Raw genomic sequence first — 16,626 nt, 5'->3', positions numbered from 1 at the left:
GGGGTGAACAAGGTGGTACGCCGGTTCCGCTCGTTGCCGATCCGGTCTCGGCTGGCGCTGCTGGTGGCGGCGGCGGTGGCGTTCGCGGTGGCGGCGGTTTCGGTGACGTGCTGGTTCCTCGTGCAGGGCAAGCTGTACGACCAGCTCGACGAGGATCTGCAACAGGCGGCAGGGCCGCAGCTGTACTCCGCTGTCGCCAGCACCCTCACCGACTGCCCCGACGCACCGGTGGACACCCGCCGGGACTTTCGGGTGCGGGACTCGACCTACCTCCAGCTCGTGACGGCGGACGGCAAGGCGTGCGTCTCGTCGAACTCCGAGGGCACGGTCAAGGTCACCGGCTCCGACAAGGACCTCGTCAGGGACGTGACCAGCAGGAAGGAGGAGGTCACCCGCAACGGCACGGACGCGGACGGCAACGCGGTGCGGGTGCTGACCACCCCGCTGTACGTCAGTCAGGGCCCGGGCAGCGAGCCCCAGCTGTTCACGCAGGCCGCTCTCCAGGTCGCGGTCCCCCTCAAGAGCACCCAGTCCACCCTCAACGAACTGGCCCTGATCCTGCTCCTCGTCTCCGGCATCGGAGTCATCGGCGCGGGTGCGGCGGGCCTGGCGGTGGCCCGTGCGGGCCTGCGCCCGGTCGACAAGCTCACGGAGGCGGTGGAGCACGTCGCCCGCACGGAGGACCTGAGCATCCGCATCCCCGTGGACGAGGACAGCGAGGACGAGGTGGCGCGCCTGTCGCACTCCTTCAACTCGATGACGTCGGCGCTGGCGAGCTCGCGAGAGCTGCAGCAGCAACTGATCGCGGACGCCGGTCATGAACTCCGTACACCCCTGACCTCGTTGCGCACGAACATCGAACTGCTCACCCGCAGCGAGGAGACGGGCCGCCCCATCCCCGAGGCGGACCGCAAGGCGCTGATGGCGTCGGTGAAGGCGCAGATGACGGAGTTGGCGTCGCTGATAGGTGACCTGCAGGAGTTGTCGCGCTCGGAGGGTCAGCGGGGCGAACGCGTCCAGGTGGTCTCGTTCGAGGACACGGTGGAGGCGGCCCTGCGCCGAGCCCGCCTGCGGGGCCCGGAACTGACGATCACGGCATCGCTGGACCCCTGGTACGTACGGGCCGAACCGGCCGCCTTGGAGCGTGCGATCGTCAACATCCTCGACAACGCGGTGAAGTTCAGCCCGGAGGCCGGCACGATCGAGGTGCACCTGAGCGAGGGCGTCCTGACGGTCCGCGACCACGGTCCCGGCATCCCCGCCGACGAACTCCCCCACGTCTTCGACCGCTTCTGGCGCTCACCGAGTGCGCGGGCGTTGCCGGGCTCGGGGCTGGGCCTGTCGATCGTGGCGCGGACGGTGCAGCAGGGGGGCGGCGAGGTGTCACTGGCCCGCGCGGAGGGGGGCGGCACGGTGGTTACGGTGCGGCTGCCGGGGGCGCCGGTGCCGCCACCGGAGGTGCCGTAATCGCTCAGCCGGTCTCTGTCACTGCCAGAAGACCTCATACACCAGAATCTGCGGATCCTCGGAGCGCCGAACGAAGGTGTAGACCAGCCAGCCGTTGCCACTGTCGAAATACAGAATGCGCGGCCCCTTCGGATCGCCGGACCGCACAGGCTCGACGCGCATGGTTACGGGGAGAGCGTTATCGGCGTCGATCCCCCGGAAATACGGGTCCTTCGCAGTGACTAGCTCGGCGCGAGCCTCGTCAACCGCTTTCCGCATATGCTCCGGCAACGCGTCACGGCTGACGAGGGCATCGAGCCGCCAGTCCATCTGCCATGGCGGACCCATGAACTCGTCGGTCACTCGCCGGGCTCCAGCTTCCGCGTGCCATAGCGAATCTTCGCCACCTGGTCGATCAGAGCCTTGGCCTCGGCGATGTCGGTTGCCTCTGCAGCACGGTGCTGGAGCTCGGTCACGTGAGCGTCGAGTTTCGGATCACGGGCGATCGCGTACTCGCACCACCACCGGGCCATGAATGCGGGCACGGGACCAAGGTCATATGCATCGGCGATCGCCCACTTCCAGTGTTCATCAAAATCGGGAAGGAGCTGAGGGGCATGTTGGGCAATGGCCTCGCGCAGCGCCTTCGGCGTCCGCTCGGGCATGGGAGGGATGACCGGGTGGGTTTCCGCAGCGTGAGTAGTCATAGTCGATGCCCTCCTTCGACGCGCCGTGTCTACGACCATAGCCGCCTCGCACTTCTTGGATCCGTCTTCCGTGTCCTGGGCACAAGATCAGCTTGTTCGTGGCGAAGCATCGAAAATCAGTAACTCCGAGAGACGTCACCCGAAGGTGTGCAGCCCCATCTCCCCCTTGACCCCGTCCACGAACACGGACCAGGAGGCAGCCGAGAAGAGCAGCGGACGGGCCGCCAGGGTCTTGCTGTCGCGGACGGGGACTATGCCGGGGTAGCCGTCGGCGACCTCCACACAGTCGTTGGCTCCCCCTTCGCTGTAACTCGACTTGCGCCACCTGGCGGTGCTGAGGTCGGGAGAGTGCGTCATGATCTGTGCTCCTCCAGTACGCCCCTTAGGAACGCCAGCGAGTCCGACGGGGACAGCGCCAGGTCGCGGAGCCGATCGTAGGACAGTCGTCGCCGCAGAACCTCGTCCGGATCCTCGTCCAGCTGACTGCAACCGTTGCCTTCCTTGTAAGCAACGGCACTTCCATCTTCCTGCCAAAGCAGCGTCAGCGATCCCGTCATGTGGTGGTGAGCCCCCGCGGAGAAGGGCAGTACTTGGAGTACGACATTGGGCCACATCGCGGCGGACTCAAGATGAAGCAGCTGGTCATGCCAGGTCTCGGCGCGGGCAGCAGGTCGTCGGAGCGCAACCTCGTCCACGATGATCCGGACGTTGGGCTCCGGCTTCCGCCGCAGCAGGTACTGGCGACCCAACCGTGCCGCCACTTGCTCCTCGACCAGTTCGTCGACGTCAGCCGTTGTCTGGGCCCCAGACAACACCTCCCGGGCGAAATCCTCTGTCTGCAGGAGGCCCGGTACCGCCGGCGTGAAGACCCGCATGACCCGAGCCGTCGCCTCCAACCTCATGAACCGCTTGTACTGGTCCTTGAACGCGTCGAGCCGTGCTGCCTTCCAGTGGCTGACCAGCAGGTCACCTGACCCGTAGTACCCGTCCAGGTCCTCCATGACGGTCACCTTGGAGAGCCGTTCGCCTGCCTCCAGCCGGTACAGGTAGCTCTTGTCGTACCCCGTCTCCTCGGCCAGCTGCCCCAGTGACTTCTCCGCCTTCTCCCGCAAATACCGGAGCGTCCGACCCAGCACGGCTCGCCCCGGCTCCCCTTCCGCGTCAACCACTTCGCCCACGTCACCCCTCCCCGTTGCCTGGGGCCGCAGACAACGCCGACCCCCTTCCGCAGCGTACGCGCAAGCAGTGACGATCGAGCCACGAACGGTAATCACCGCTCGTCAGCCGCACCAAGGAGAGGCGCATGTCACTGCTGCTGTCCGTCCTACGAGCCCTACTGCCCGCCCGCCGCCGACAGGAGGCCCGCGTATGAGGCTCCTCCCCTGGACCACGCCCGACGGCAGGCCCTGCTACCTCAGCACCGACCGTCACGACAGCAGGCTCTCCCGGCTCGCCGACGACATCGAGGCAGCCCAACTCGCCTCCGGCGAACAGGTCCTCGATGGAGCCAGAGCCGTGCTCGCCGATCCCAGGGCCGGCGAGCGGGCCGTACGTTTCGCGCTCACCAGGGCTGTCGAATCCCTGGGGGACGTACTCCGCATCGCGACCAGCCGCGGAGCGTAAAGTGCCCGAATGATCGACGTACCGGAGGCCTTCGCCACGAGCACCGTCGAGCGTGAAGGGGACGCCGGTGCGGCCTGGCTCGCCGAACTACCTGGCATCGTCAGCACGTTGCTCGACCGCTGGGCCTGCGTACCCGACGGCGTCACCCTGCACGGCGGTGTCGGCGTCATCGTCCCCGTAAGACGGCCGGGCGGGGCGGCCGCCGTACTCAAGGTGTCCTTCCCGCACCCCGGCAACGTCCACGAGCCCGACGCCTTCACCGCATGGCGTGGTCAAGGCGCCGTACTCCTCCACGACCGCGCGGACGAACACTTCGCCATGCTCTTGGAGAGGGCCCAAACATCGACCCTCTCCGAGATCGAGGACGGCGACGAGATCGTCACCGTCGCCGGACAGCTCGCCCGGCGACTGGCCATACTCGCGCCGCCCCACCTGCCCCGACTCCGCGCCCAGGCCGACACCTGGGAGGAGGAGATCCGCCGCGACGCCGCCGAACTCCCGCACAGCATGTCCCGCCGCGCCCTCGACGCCGCCCTCGCGACCGTCCGTGAACTGGGCCGCGACCAGCCCGACACCCTCATACACGGCGACCTCCACGCCCGGAACATCCTCCGTGCCGACCGTGAGCCCTGGCTGGCCGTCGACCCCAAGGGGCACGTGGGAGACCCCGCCTACGACGGCGGCACCCTGCTCAAGTCGCGCCTCCCCGCGCTCCTCGCAGCGCCAGACGTGGATCTCCCCAAGGCCATCCACCGCATCCTCGACCTCTTCGCCGAAGCCGCCGAACTCGATCGTGAACGCGTACGCCGCTGGGCCCAGTTCCACGCCGTCACCACCGCGTTCCACGGCCGTCGGCATGGATTCCGCATCGTCCGCGGCGGGCCGCGACTGGACTGGCTCACCCAACTCGCGGACCAGTTGTCCGAGTTGCTCACCTGCGAGTGAATGGGTTCGCGGCAACCTTTCCGTGCGGGGCGGCGACTGCACAGCGGCCATCCCCCCGCATGGAACGGAACCCGCATGAGTGAGACCCGCAGCAAGGCCCGTCACCGCAGGCGCGGTACCGCCGTGGTGGCGGGCGTCCCGCTGGCCCTGATCGCCGCCGGCACCCTGGCCTACGGCACGGACCTCGGCATGTTCGGCGCGGACGCCCGGCATGCCTCCGCGGCCACCGCCGCCGCTCCCGCCTGGGCCACCGCCTCCGCGGACGGCTTCGCCTCCGTCAACGCGCTGGGCCAGAACGGCACTTACGGCGGCCGGGACGGCAAGACCGTCACCGTGAAGACGCTCGCCGACCTGGAGAAGTACGCGACGGCGCCCGAGCCGTACGTCATCGTCGTCGCCGCGACCATCAACATGAACCCGGTCGGGAAAGAGATCAAGGTCCAGTCGGACAAGACCATCGTCGGCGCGGGCACCTCTGGGCACATCGTGGGCGGCGGCTTCTTCCTCGGCCAGGGCGTCCACAACGTGATCATCCGGAACCTCACCATCCGGGACGCGTACCAGGGCGTGTGGAACGACAAGGAGCACGACTTCGACGCCATCCAGATGGACGGCGCGCACCACGTGTGGATCGACCACAACGACCTGCGGCACATGGCCGACGGGCTCATCGACAGCCGCAAGGACACGACGTATCTGACGGTGTCCTGGAACAAGCTGAGCCAGGAGAACAAGGCGTTCGGCATCGGCTGGACCGACAACGTCACCGCGGACATGACGATCCACCACAACTGGATCCGCGAGACCGAGCAGCGCAACCCCTCCACGGACAACGTCGCGCACGCGCACCTCTACAACAACTACCTGGAGGACGAGGCGGGCACCTCCATCACCGCCTCGTACGGCAACTACTCGCGCGGCAAGACGAACATGGTCCTGGAGAACTCCTACTTCCAGGGTCTGAAGAACCCGGTGACGCGGGACGCCACGGCCACCGTCGTCCAGCGCGGCAACGTCTTCTCCGGCACGAGCGGCCGTAACGAGAGCGGCGGTTCGGGCGCGGCCTGGGACCCGAAGAAGTACTACGCGTACACGCTGGACAAGGCGGCCGACGTACCGGCGCTCCTCAAGTCGGGCGTGGGCCCGCGTACTTCCATCGGTACGACTTCGACGGCCACGACGAAGGCCGCCGCGGCCACCACCCTCACCGTCGCCAAGGACGGCAGCGGGCAGTACACCTCCGTCCAGGCCGCCGTGAACGCCGTACCGGCGAACAACCCCTCCCGCGTGGTGATCGCCGTCAAGCCGGGCACGTACCGCGAGCTGGTCAAGGTCCCGTCCAACAAGCCGCACGTCACCATCCAGGGCACCGGCGGCAGCCGCAAGGACACGACGATCGTCTACAACAACGCGTCGGGCACCCCCAAGCCCGGCGGGGGTACGTACGGCACCGGCGGCAGCGCCACCGTCGCCGTCGACGCGGACGACTTCCAGGCCCGCAACCTGACGATCTCCAACGACTTCGACGAGGCCGCGCACCAGGACATCGCCAACCAGGCGGTCGCCCTGCGCACCGGCGCCGACAAGATCTTCCTCGACGGTGTCATCGTCAGCGGCGACCAGGACACCCTGCTCGTGGACACCGCGTCCAAGGACAAGCTGGGCCGCGTCTACATGACGAACTCCTACGTCATCGGCAACGTCGACTTCATCTTCGGCCGCGCTACCGCCGTGATCGACAAGTCCGTCATCACCCTGAAGAAGCGCTGGAACGGCACCTCGGCCGGCTACGTCACCGCCCCCAGCACCGCCGCGAACCGCAAGGGCATCCTGATCGCCAACTCCACGGTGAACGGCGACGTGTCCGACCGCAGCTTCCACCTCGGCCGCCCCTGGCACGCCGGCGGTGACGCGAGCCTCGACCCGCAGACCACCGTCCGCAACACCACCCTCAGCGCCGCGATCAAGACGACCCCCTGGACCGACATGAGCGGCTACTCCTGGAAGGACGACCGCTTCGCCGAGTACAAGAACACCGGCGCGGGTTCGGGCAGCGCCTCCTCGGACCGCCCCCTCCTCACCGACGCCCAGGCCGCCAATCAGGAGGTCGCGGACTGGCTGGGCGACTGGACGCCGTCGGCATCCTGACGCCACCTTTACCCTCGCTCTCACCTGGGGCGCCTAGCATCTCCCCAGTCGCGCATCGTCCGGATCGGCGCGTCCGGATCCGCGCGTCCGGATCCGCGTCTGGATCCGCGTCTGGATCTGCGTCTGGATCTGCGCGTCTGGGGAGGTACGGGTGGGCGAGGTCGGTTTCAGACGGGAGTACGGCCGGCGCAGACGGACCTCGGGCCGCCGGTTCGGCTTCATCGTGATGTGTCTCGGGAATGCCCTGTTCCAGCTGACCCGTGACCACCACGTCATGCCGTGGCGGGTCAGGGCGGCCCCGATAGCGCTGGCGCTGACAATCCTGGGGTGGGCCGCGCTGCTGCACTGGCGGGGCCGCACGGTCGCCGGCCCCGACGGCATCACCGCGTACGGCCCCCTGCGGGCACGCCGATTCGCCTGGCCCGACGTCTACGACCTCCGCATCGAGCCCGGCCCGGCCCAGCGCACCGACGGGCCCCGCTGGTTCGCCTACCTGTACCGCGACGACGGCCGCCGCACCCGTCTCCCCTTCCTCGACGACTGGCAGTTGCCGGGCCTCTACGGCCTCCGCACGGAGGTCGGCGCCCTGCGCGAGGCCGCCGCCCTGCGGCGCGGGGCGGCCTGGGAGCGGCGGCCCGAGGTGGAGCAACGGATCCGTCGACGCGCGGCACACCACAAGGCATGGCAGCGGGCAGTGACCGGTGCGGTGGTGGTGCTGCTGGTCATGCTGTTGGTGCTGTTCACCGAGGCCCTCTCCGGCACCACCCTCCGCCCCGTCCTCCTCCTCGTCTGCGTCCCGGCGGCCTCCTTCACCCTCCTCGCCGCACTGCTGCACTGGCGCTGGGAGTCACAGGTCCCGCGGCATCTGCGGGAGCCCTAGCCTCAGCTTTACTGGCCGACCGCCAGGCCCCGGCCCGCCAGCCGCACCCTGATGCCCTCCCTCTCGACCCGTACGTCGCGCAGCCGCAGCTCGCCCTGGGGCGGCTTCGGCAGTTGGAAGGCGAGGGAGAGCCGGTCGGCGAGGACCGGGCGGGTGAGGCTGGACAGGGCGTCGAGGAGGGCCGGGTCGAAGCCCAGGCGGTCGAGGATCTCGGGGTGGGCCAGGGCGAGGTCCAGGAGGTTGACCCGCATGGCCTGATGGACGAAGCGCTTGGAGCCCGTCAGCTCGGCGAGCCGGTCGTCGTTCTCCAGTGCCTCGCGGACGGTCGCCTTGGGTACGCCCATGCGCTGTACGACGGACGGAACCGCCAGCAGCGCCCGCACCTTGCGGGTCTCGCGGGCGAGGTCGGCGGCCGACTTCGGCGTCAGGTGCAGGCCCTCCGAGGCGCGGGTACCGGGCCGGTACGTCGCCAGGTCCCCTATGTCCAGGCGCATTCCGCCGATCTGCGTGGCGATGCCCCGGTCGCCGTTCGGCTGTACACGGACATCGGCCCGCAACCGCAGATCGTGCCCGGCGACCGGCAGGGTGCCACGCGCCGCGACGCGGTCGCGGCCCGCGCCGGTGAACGTCAGCTGGGACGCGCCGAGTTCGCGGTTCATGTCGGCGAAGGAGAGCAGGACGTCGCCGTGCAGCTCGGGAAAGCGGGCACCGCGCACCGAGGTCGGCCCGTCGCCTTCGAGCCGTACGTCGTGGGCCGTCGCCGACACCGCGGCGAGCGTGACCCGGTCCGCCGCCACGTCCGGGACGGTCACCTTCACCGAGTCCAGGCGCCCGTCGACGAGTTGGGGCACGAAGGGGAAGCCGCCGATCTCCACCTCGGGTGCCGCGGTGAGGTGCAAGCGGTCCTTGAGGGTGTCCGCCGCCCTGTGCTCGGCGTAGAGAAGGGCCCAGCGGTCGGCCAGGGTGAGGAAGGCGGCGAGTACCGCCAGTGCGACGAGCGACTTCAGTGCGAACGGCAGGCCTGCGAAGCGGCCCCGCCGACGACGCCGACGACTGCGGCGGGGCTTCGGCGGGGCCGAGGGTTCAGGCTCCTCGTAGGCATAGAGCTCGGGCCCCGGCTCGGGCCCCGGCTCAGGCTCCTCGTAGGAGTTCGGGTAGGGATGCGTTGGTATGTGGTGGGGGGAACGCATCGATCCATCCGATCATGCGCATGCCCCCCACCCGCAACCTCAACCGCGAGTATGCGACTGAGGTCACGATCCGGCGGCCTACTGAACGACCGTGATCCGGTTCGTCGCCGGCGGCGTGATCGGCGCGGTGGCCGAGGAGTTGGCCGTCAGGTACTGCTCCAGAGCGGTCAGGTCGTCGGCGCCGACAAGGTCGTTCGTGCCCTGGCCCAGCGTGGTGAAGCCGTCGCCACCGCCCGCGAGGAAGCTGTTCGTCGCGACGCGGTACGTGGCGGCCGGGTCGACGGCCGTGCCGTTCACCTTGATGGAGTCCGTGACGACCCGGTCCGCGCCGGTCTTCGTCAGGTCCAGCGTGTACGTCAGGTTGGCGGACGGCTGGAGGATCTTCGGTGAGGCCGCGTTCGAGCCGCTCACCTGCTCCTTGAGCACCTGGATCAGCTGGGCGCCGGTGAAGCTCTGCAGGTTCACGGTGTTGGAGAACGGCTGCACGGTGAAGCCCTCGGCGTACGTCACCACCCCGTCGCCCTCGGAGCCCTTGGCCGCGTAGGTGAGGCCCGCCCGGACACCGCCCGGGTTCATCAGCGCGAGGTCCGTCTCCGCGTCGAGCTCCTTGCCGTACCAGAGCTGCGCGTCCGCGATCAGGTCGCCCATCGGGGACTCGGTGCCCGTGTTGGGGACGTCGGCGGAGACGTAGCCGATGGCGCGGTTGCCTATGGGGGCCGCCAGGGTGTTCCACTTGCTGATCAGCTCGGTCATGTCCGGCGCCTTGGCGACGGTCCGGGTGACCACGTGGTTCGCCGACTTCACCGCCGTACGGGCGATGTCACCCGTCCAACGGTCGTACGTCAGCGTGGTGTCCGTGTAGAGGCGGCCGAAGGACGCGGCCGAGGTGACCGTGCGCGGCCTGCCCGACGGGTCGTTGATGGTGCACGCGTACGCGGCGTGCGTGTGACCGGTGACGAGGGCGTCGACCTTCGGGGTGATGTTCTTGGCGATGTCGACGATCGGGCCGGAGATGCCATCCCCTGCGCCCGACGAGTCACAGTTGTAGTTGTACGACGTCGACGCCGGGAGCCCGCCCTCGTGGATCAGGGCCACGACCGACTTCACGCCCTGGCGCTCCAGCACCTTGGCGTACTTGTTGATCGTCTCGACCTCGTCCTTGAACTTGAGGCCCTTGACGCCCTCGGCGGAGACGACGCCCGGGGTGTCCTCCAGCGTCACGCCGATGAAGCCGATCTTGACGCCGTTCTTCTTCCACACCCAGTAGGGCTTGAGGATCGGCTTGCCGGTCTTCTCGTTCAGCACGTTCGCCGCGAGGTAGGGGAAGTCGGCGCCCGCGAACTTCTTGTCCGTGTAGCAGCCGGCCGTCGGGTGACAGCCGCCGTTCTGCAGCCGCGCCAGCTCCTTGGGGCCCTCGTCGAACTCGTGGTTGCCCACGGACGTGACGTCCAGGTCCAGCTTGTTCAGCGCCTCGATGGTCGGCTCGTCGTGGAACAGACCCGAGATCAGCGGGGACGCGCCCACCATGTCGCCGCCGGCGGCGGTGACGGAGTACGCGTTGCCCTTGCGCGCCTCGCGCAGGTGCGTCGCCAGGTACTCCACGCCACCCGCGTCGATCGTCTTCGTCGTGCCGTCCGCCTGGAGTTCGGTGACCCGGCCGGACGAACCGGACGGCGGCTCCAGGTTGCCGTGCAGGTCGTTGAAGGACAGCAGTTGTACGTCCTGGTAACGGCCCGGCAGGTGACCGTGGCCGCCCGGCTTGTGGCTCTCGCCGGCCGAGGCGGTCGCGGGCAGCGCGGCGGCGAGCGCACCCGCTGTGGTCAGCGCGGCACCGGCCGCGAGGATCCGGTACGTACGGCGTCTGCGGGTCGGGTGCTGCTGGGTCGTGGCTGGCATACGCCCCCCTGTGGCTTGCTTGAGGTGGTTGGCCCCGTCCGGCGCAGCCTAGGGTCAACGCGCGTAGCGCGACAGGGGGTTCCTGGTTACATCCTGGTTTCCCTTTGCCCGGTTCTTTGCCTTCCCCCTTGCCTCCTTCATTGCCTTCCCCCTTGCCTTCCCCCGTGCCGCCACTTTGCCGGGCCCTCCCTTTACCCTCATACGCATGACCAGCGACGACACCGTACGGCCCTACGGCTCCCGCTCCATCGAGACCTACTCCGCGCTCTCCCCGGACCAGACCGAGGCCGTCCTCGCCCTGATCACCGACGCCGCCCGCAACGACGGCCAGCAGGCGGTGTCCGAGCAGGGGCGGCTCCAGCTGCGCGGCCGCGAACGCGAGGGCGTCTCTCATCTGCTGCTGAGCGTCGGCGACCAACTCGTCGGCTACGCGCAACTCGAGGACACCGACCCGGTCGAGGCACCGGCCGCCGAGCTCGTCGTGCACCCCGCCCACCGCGGTCACGGGCACGGCCGGGCGCTCGGCGCCGCCCTCCTCGCCGCCACCGGCAAGCGGCTGCGGGTGTGGGCCCACGGCGGCCATTCCGCCGCCCGCCATCTCGCCCAGGTCCTCGGGCTCACCCTGTTCCGGGAACTGCGTCAGATGCGGCGGCCGTTGGCCGACCTCGACCTGCCCGAGCCGGTCCTCCCCGAGGGCGTGACCGTCCGCGCCTTCGTCCCCGGCGAAGACGACGCGGCCTGGCTCGCCGTCAACGCCGCCGCGTTCGCCCACCACCCGGAACAGGGCTCCCTCACCCAGCGCGACCTCGACGACCGCAAGGCCGAGCCCTGGTTCGACCCGGCCGGCTTCTTCCTCGCCTTCCGCGGGGACCGGCTCGTCGGCTTCCACTGGACCAAGGTCCACGCCGAGCAACAGCTCGGCGAGGTCTACGTCCTCGGCGTCGCTCCCGGCACCCAGGGCGGCGGCCTCGGCAAGTCCCTCACCACGATCGGCCTGCGGCACCTCGCGGCGCAGGGGCTGCCGACGGCGATGCTGTACGTCGACGCGGACAACAAGGCGGCCGTGTCGGTGTACGAGCGGCTGGGGTTCGTGACGCACGAGGTGGATCTGATGTACCGGACGGAGACGTGAGGTCAGGGGGCTGAACGGCCTCGGCCTCAGACGCCCGACGGGCTGAGACGTATGGACCGGCGCCTCAAGGGTTCCGGTAGGGACATCGCCCACATCGCCGCCGCCACCCCCAGCAGCACAGCCCACCGCACGTGCGCCGGCCCCCACTGCGGCGTGCCCTCGGCCAAGAAGAGGCCCCACCTGTCCGGGACGAGGCCGACGGCGAGTGTCGCGATCCCCAGCCAGAAGGCCGTGCCGCGCCCGGGTTCCGCCTCCCTCGTGAAACGGATGGCGATGGCCGGCAGGGCGAGGGCGCAGGCGGCCAGGCCCAGGGCCTCCAGGGTGAGGAAGGCGGCGGGCGGGCGGGATCCCGCCGGTATGAGGAACAGGGCCGCCGTCCACCACAGGGCCGCGAGCGGCGCGACGAGGGCCAGGCGCAGGCCCGCCCGGACCGGGCGGCGCACCGGAACGCCCGTGGTGGTGTGTCGTGCGGGATCGTCGAGGAGGAAGGCCAGGCCGAGCACACCGGCCAGGGCCACGATCCGCAGCACGGCGAGGCCGGTCTCGGGGCTCGGCGTCCGGTCCGGCAGTCTGGTGCTCCCGGCGAGCAGCAGGCCGAGCCCGCCTGCCACCGCGAGCGCCCGCCAGGGCAGGGCCCGGCACACCGGGGGCACAAGAACCCGCAGCAGTACGCGGAACACCGGTGCTCCCCCGTCCGTCAGTCCCATACGGTCTCCCGTCTCACTCGTCACAGTTGTCCGCCCCCTTCGGCACCTCGACCCCGAGCAGCTTCGCCGCCTGGGCCGTCGTCGTCTTCGGTGACGTCAGTTCCGCCCAGTGAGCCTTGACCCGGGACTCCACCTCGGCACGCGGCCGGTCGAGCAACTTGCGGAAGACCGAGGTCTGTTGGGCGGTCATCGTCAGCGGTTCCGTGGGGGCCAGGATCACTGCCGAGCCGCTGGTGCTGTCGTCGAGGCGAACGTTGCGGAAGCTGGTCAGCGGGGTGGGGTCCGTGCCCACGGCCAGCCACATGAGGGTGACCGTGCGGCCGTCGCACATGCTCCCGGCCTCGTCCTCCGTGCCCGCGACCAGGACCGAGGCGACCGCGACGGCGAACTCGGGGACGCGATTGCCACCCCAGCGGGTACCGGCCGTGACCTGGCCCGGGGTGCGGGACGGGGTGATGTAGCCGTCGACCTCCACACCGCCGCTGGTGTCGATGCGCTGGCGCACCGTCAGCCGGGTGTCCTGGGCCGCGTCTCCGGCCGCCGCCCGGACGCGGGCGGCCACCTCTGCCCACTCCCCCCTCACACCGTTCCACTCGGGGAACGAGCAGTACGTCGAACCGGCGTACGTGGCGCACGACTGGACCTTCTCCGGTGCCGTGGACGCCGTCTCGCGCGCCTTCTTCAGGGCCGACGAGTCGGGAATCTGACCGATCGCGCCCACCGCCGTCACCGCGACGGCGATCGCGGTCGCCGTCTTGATGACACGGGCCCGGCCGCCGGAGACCATGACCGTCACACAGGCCAGCAGCCCGCACAGGCCCGCCAGATACAGCGCGTGCCAGCCGGCCGGACGGCCCAGCAGGTCGGCCGGGACCGGGTCGCCGCTGCTGTCCTGGAAGATGACCGGCGACAACCAGCCGATGCTGTGGCCGCCCGCCTCGGCCGCGGAAGCCAGCACGATGCCCAGGTAGCCGACGATGGCGAACAGCATCGGGACGAACGTCGACGGCAGCAGGCGGGCCAGCAGCACGCCGAGGACCCCGGCGAACAGGACGACCAGCGGGCCCACGGCCAGCTCGCCGAACGAGCCGTGACCGATCGCGCCCGGCTTCAGTGCCTCCCGGAAGTACTCGACGGCCACGACAAAGCCGATGAGCGCCGCGTACGGCACCGCCGACAGCACATGGGCGAGCGTGCGCCGCCACGGCTCCATCGGGTGGGCCTCGAACTGCTGCGCGGTGTGGTGCTTGCGGGAGCGCAGCGCGGCCGAGTTGACGCAGATGAGCAGGGCGAGGGCCGGGAAGAGGGGCGCGGCCTGGGTGGCGCGGTCGACCTGGTTGAGGATCGGATAGTCGTCCGACCCACCCGACTGGGTCACCAGCCGAGCGCCTGCGTAGACGACGTAGAGGCCGAAGACGACCAGGATCGGGACCTGGAGCAGGAGCTCACGGGCTTCGAAGCGGGCCAGGTCGAGGACGGCCGCCGTGCGGCGGGGTTCGGGTGCGGGCTCGGTGACCGTGGGCGCGGGGCGGGTGATCGTGGTGCTCACGCCGTCACCTCCGTGCTCTCGCCGTCCAGAGCGAGCAGGTAGCCGTCCTCCAGGGTGGGTTCGAGCAGGTCGGCGCCGGTGGGCGGGTCGCCGATGTTGCGGAAGGTGCCGGTGCCGGTGCGCCAGCCGGCCAGCGCGCCCGGATCGCGTCGGGTGCTGGCCCAGACCCGGCCGGCCGCGCGGGCGGTCAGTTGGGCCGGGGTGCCGTCGAAGCGGACACGGCCGTTGGTCAGGACGACGACGCGGTGGCAGAGCATCGCCACGTCCTCCGTCTGGTGGGTGGAGAGCAGTACCGTGCGGCCCTCGCCCGCCTGGGCGACCAGCTCGCGGAAGCGCATGCGCTGTTCCGGGTCCAGGCCGACGGTCGGCTCGTCGAGCACGAGGAACTCCGGGTCGCCGACGAGGGAGGCGGCCAGGGCCACGCGCTGCCGCATTCCACCGGAGAGCCCCTTGATGCGCTTGCCGCGCACGTCCCCGAGGTCGACAGCCTCCAGCACACGCCGCACCTCGCGGTGGCGGGCCGCCCGGTCCGTCAGTTCCTTGAGGATCGCCACGTAGTCGACGAAGGCGAAGGCTGTGAAGTCCGGGTGGAATCCGGGGGTCTGCGGCAGATAGCCGAGGGTGCGGCGGGCGGCCAGGCGGCCCTTCGTCGTGCTCGGGTCGTGGCCCAGGACCGTGAACGCTCCGCTGTTCGGCGGTACGGCTGTGGCGAGCACCCGCAACAGGCTGGTCTTGCCGGCGCCGTTGGGGCCGAGGAGCCCGGTGACGCCTCGGGTCAGCTCCAGCGAGACCTCGTCGAGGGCGCGCGTGCCGCCGTAGCGGAGGGTCAGGCCGGTGGCCGAGACGGTGGTGGGACCGGTGAGGGGTCCGGTGGTCATGCGGGGCTCCTGAAAGTGCGGTGGGCGGGGACGGGGGGCGTGGTCACGCGGCGCCTCCGTCCGCGAAGCCGCCGGTGGGGCGGGCGTCGAAGCGGTCGCGGGCCTGGAAGAGCAGCAGGGCGGCGAGGACCGCGAGCGCTGCCGCGGCGGACTGCCCGGCCGTCGTGAAGGGCACGAGCGTGCCGTGGGTGTGCTGCTTCGCCAGCACCAGCAGCGTCAGCCACGCCCCGCCGACCAGGGTGGGCGCGATGACCGGCCCCAGCCGGGGCATCAGCGCCAGGCCCGTCGCGGTGAGGGCGAGGGCGGGCAGCAGCCAGGCCAGGGCCAGCAGCCCGTACTCCGGCAGGGCGAGGGTCGCCAGGCCGTTCAGCACGAGGCCGACGGTCAGCACGGCGACCGTGCGGATCATCAGCAGCCGGAACCCGTGCAGCGGGGCGACGACGGTGATCTCGTAGGTCGGGTCGAGCCCGGGGCCGTACGACAGCGCCACTCCCGCGAGCGGCAGCAGCGGGGCGAGCGCGAGGAAGAGGGCGGGTTCGTCGATCGAGTACACAGCCAGCACAGTGATGCCGAGCACGAACGCCACCGCGAGCAGCCAGGACCGGCGCAGCACCGGAGTCGCGGTCAGCAGCCGCGCGATGTGGCCGGCCACGCCGAACCGCACCAGCAGTCCCTCCAGCGGTCCGGGCCGCGGCGCGTCCAGCTCGGCGTCGAGCCGCTCCCAGCCGGCGTCCAGGGCAACGGGGTCGCCGACCGACACGAGCCGGGCCCGGCACTCGGCGCACGCCGTGAGGTGCGTGTCGGCCGACCAGAGCATCGGGGCCGCCAACTCGCCCTGGGCGTAGGCGCGCAGGTCCTCTTCATCCACATGCCATGTCATGCCAGCGCCTCCCGCAGTTGCTTGCGGGCACGCTGGGCCCGCGTCTTGACCGTGCCGGGGGGAATGCCGAGCAGGACGGCTGCCTCCCGGGTGGTGAGTCCGTCGATGACGGTTGCCTGGAGGACGGCCCGCAACTCCGGCGAGAGCCTTATGAGGGCGCCCGCGAGGTCCCCGTGCTCCACCCCCGCGAGCACGCGTTCCTCCGCGGACGCCTCGTCGCGGTGGCGCAACCGCGCCAGGGCCTGCCGCAGCCGGCCGCGCGCCCCGTCGCCGCGCAGGGCGTCGATCAGGCGCCGCGAGCCGATGCGCCACAGCCACCCGGCCACGTCCCCTTCTTCGCGGTAGCGGGCGGTGCCACGCCACACCGCGAGGAACGTCTCCTGGACGACGTCGTCGACCACCCCGGCGTCCGAGCAGCGGCTGCGCATGCGTGCGGTCAGCCACGGCGCGTACCGCCGGTACAGCTCCTCGAAGGCGTGACGGTCCCCGTCCGCCGCGATGGACCGCAGCAGCTCCCCGTCACTTCTCGTTGTTGCGCTCACAACCCCTCATCGCACGAGCCCCGCCGATCGGTTCACGGATCCGCGAAGAGTTTTTCTTGACATGCCTCCACCCCTTCCACCACCCTTTCACTACTCAATTAGT

17 protein-coding genes are annotated in these 16,626 nt (G+C 70.3%); 6 read left to right on the top strand and 11 right to left on the bottom strand.

Features of this window, described 5'->3' with window-relative positions; genetic code table 11:
• The first annotated feature begins 3 nt into the window (after window positions 1-3).
• The gene (locus tag ACFYWX_RS11695) at window positions 4-1,467 is read left to right on the top strand and encodes a sensor histidine kinase (RefSeq protein ID WP_389423803.1); all 1,464 of its coding nucleotides are present in this window, start codon (window positions 4-6) and stop codon (window positions 1,465-1,467) included.
• An 18-nt stretch (window positions 1,468-1,485) separates the two neighbouring features.
• Here ACFYWX_RS11695 and ACFYWX_RS11690 read toward each other — a convergent pair whose 3' ends face one another.
• The 4 genes from ACFYWX_RS11690 to ACFYWX_RS11675 all read right to left on the bottom strand — a co-directional run bounded on the left by ACFYWX_RS11690 (window position 1,486) and on the right by ACFYWX_RS11675 (window position 3,331).
• Window positions 1,486-1,809, bottom strand: a complete 324-nt coding sequence (locus ACFYWX_RS11690; protein WP_389423802.1) for a hypothetical protein — start codon at window positions 1,807-1,809, stop codon at window positions 1,486-1,488.
• Entirely contained in the window at window positions 1,806-2,153 is a 348-nt protein-coding gene (locus ACFYWX_RS11685; protein ID WP_389423801.1) for a DUF6247 family protein, read from the bottom strand. The genes ACFYWX_RS11690 and ACFYWX_RS11685 overlap by 4 nt, the downstream gene beginning before the upstream one ends.
• Before the next feature lie 135 nt (window positions 2,154-2,288).
• Window positions 2,289-2,510: a DUF397 domain-containing protein gene (locus tag ACFYWX_RS11680; RefSeq protein WP_389423800.1), complete on the bottom strand. Its 222-nt coding sequence runs from the start codon at window positions 2,508-2,510 to the stop codon at window positions 2,289-2,291.
• Window positions 2,507-3,331, bottom strand: a complete 825-nt coding sequence (locus tag ACFYWX_RS11675) for a helix-turn-helix domain-containing protein (protein WP_389423799.1) — start codon at window positions 3,329-3,331, stop codon at window positions 2,507-2,509. Before ACFYWX_RS11675 ends, ACFYWX_RS11680 begins: the two co-directional genes overlap by 4 nt.
• A 190-nt stretch (window positions 3,332-3,521) precedes the next feature.
• Between ACFYWX_RS11675 and ACFYWX_RS11670 the strand changes: the two genes are divergently transcribed.
• The 4 genes from ACFYWX_RS11670 (at window position 3,522) to ACFYWX_RS11655 (ending at window position 7,749) form a co-directional block, all read left to right on the top strand.
• Complete coding sequence (locus ACFYWX_RS11670) at window positions 3,522-3,776, top strand: hypothetical protein (protein ID WP_389423798.1); 255 nt, start codon at window positions 3,522-3,524, stop codon at window positions 3,774-3,776.
• Window positions 3,777-3,785: 9 nt separating this feature from the next.
• Entirely contained in the window at window positions 3,786-4,721 is a 936-nt protein-coding gene (locus ACFYWX_RS11665) for an aminoglycoside phosphotransferase family protein (RefSeq protein WP_389423797.1), read from the top strand.
• Between the two features lie 75 nt (window positions 4,722-4,796).
• Complete coding sequence (locus tag ACFYWX_RS11660) at window positions 4,797-6,869, top strand: pectinesterase family protein (protein ID WP_389423796.1); 2,073 nt, start codon at window positions 4,797-4,799, stop codon at window positions 6,867-6,869.
• 151 nt (window positions 6,870-7,020) lie between these two features.
• Entirely contained in the window at window positions 7,021-7,749 is a 729-nt protein-coding gene (locus tag ACFYWX_RS11655; RefSeq protein WP_389423795.1) for a PH domain-containing protein, read from the top strand.
• 8 nt (window positions 7,750-7,757) lie between these two features.
• Here the strand turns inward: ACFYWX_RS11655 and ACFYWX_RS11650 are convergent, their stop codons facing one another.
• Together ACFYWX_RS11650 and ACFYWX_RS11645 are read right to left on the bottom strand one after the other, a co-directional pair.
• Window positions 7,758-8,939, bottom strand: coding sequence for a DUF2993 domain-containing protein (locus tag ACFYWX_RS11650; RefSeq protein WP_389423794.1), 1,182 nt, complete (start codon window positions 8,937-8,939; stop codon window positions 7,758-7,760).
• 78 nt (window positions 8,940-9,017) lie between these two features.
• A complete protein-coding gene (locus tag ACFYWX_RS11645; RefSeq protein WP_389423793.1) occupies window positions 9,018-10,835 on the bottom strand; it encodes a bifunctional metallophosphatase/5'-nucleotidase in 1,818 nt (605 codons plus the stop codon).
• Between the two features lie 205 nt (window positions 10,836-11,040).
• Here ACFYWX_RS11645 and mshD point away from each other — a divergent pair, with 205 nt between their 5' ends.
• Window positions 11,041-11,967: a mycothiol synthase gene (gene mshD / locus ACFYWX_RS11640; RefSeq protein WP_389423792.1), complete on the top strand. Its 927-nt coding sequence runs from the start codon at window positions 11,041-11,043 to the stop codon at window positions 11,965-11,967.
• 26 nt (window positions 11,968-11,993) lie between these two features.
• Here mshD and ACFYWX_RS11635 read toward each other — a convergent pair whose 3' ends face one another.
• From ACFYWX_RS11635 to ACFYWX_RS11615, 5 genes are read right to left on the bottom strand one after another with little or no spacing between them, the layout of a single operon-like run.
• The gene (locus ACFYWX_RS11635) at window positions 11,994-12,674 is read right to left on the bottom strand and encodes an ABC transporter (RefSeq protein ID WP_389423791.1); all 681 of its coding nucleotides are present in this window, start codon (window positions 12,672-12,674) and stop codon (window positions 11,994-11,996) included.
• Window positions 12,675-12,687: 13 nt separating this feature from the next.
• Window positions 12,688-14,223 (bottom strand): ABC transporter permease, encoded by a 1,536-nt coding sequence (locus ACFYWX_RS11630; RefSeq protein WP_389423790.1) that lies wholly within the window; start codon window positions 14,221-14,223, stop codon window positions 12,688-12,690.
• The gene (locus tag ACFYWX_RS11625; RefSeq protein ID WP_389423789.1) at window positions 14,220-15,101 is read right to left on the bottom strand and encodes an ABC transporter ATP-binding protein; all 882 of its coding nucleotides are present in this window, start codon (window positions 15,099-15,101) and stop codon (window positions 14,220-14,222) included. Before ACFYWX_RS11625 ends, ACFYWX_RS11630 begins: the two co-directional genes overlap by 4 nt.
• A gap of 43 nt (window positions 15,102-15,144) precedes the next feature.
• Window positions 15,145-15,981 (bottom strand): zf-HC2 domain-containing protein, encoded by an 837-nt coding sequence (locus ACFYWX_RS11620; RefSeq protein WP_389423788.1) that lies wholly within the window; start codon window positions 15,979-15,981, stop codon window positions 15,145-15,147.
• Window positions 15,978-16,523 (bottom strand): RNA polymerase sigma factor, encoded by a 546-nt coding sequence (locus tag ACFYWX_RS11615; RefSeq protein ID WP_389423787.1) that lies wholly within the window; start codon window positions 16,521-16,523, stop codon window positions 15,978-15,980. Before ACFYWX_RS11615 ends, ACFYWX_RS11620 begins: the two co-directional genes overlap by 4 nt.
• Between the last annotated feature and the right edge of the window lie 103 nt (window positions 16,524-16,626).

This window comes from Streptomyces sp. NPDC002888 (assembly GCF_042888465.1).
Taxonomy (GTDB): domain Bacteria; phylum Actinomycetota; class Actinomycetes; order Streptomycetales; family Streptomycetaceae; genus Streptomyces.
Note: the sequence above shows the minus strand (reverse complement) of the source record. Positions and strands in the feature narration are given on the sequence as shown.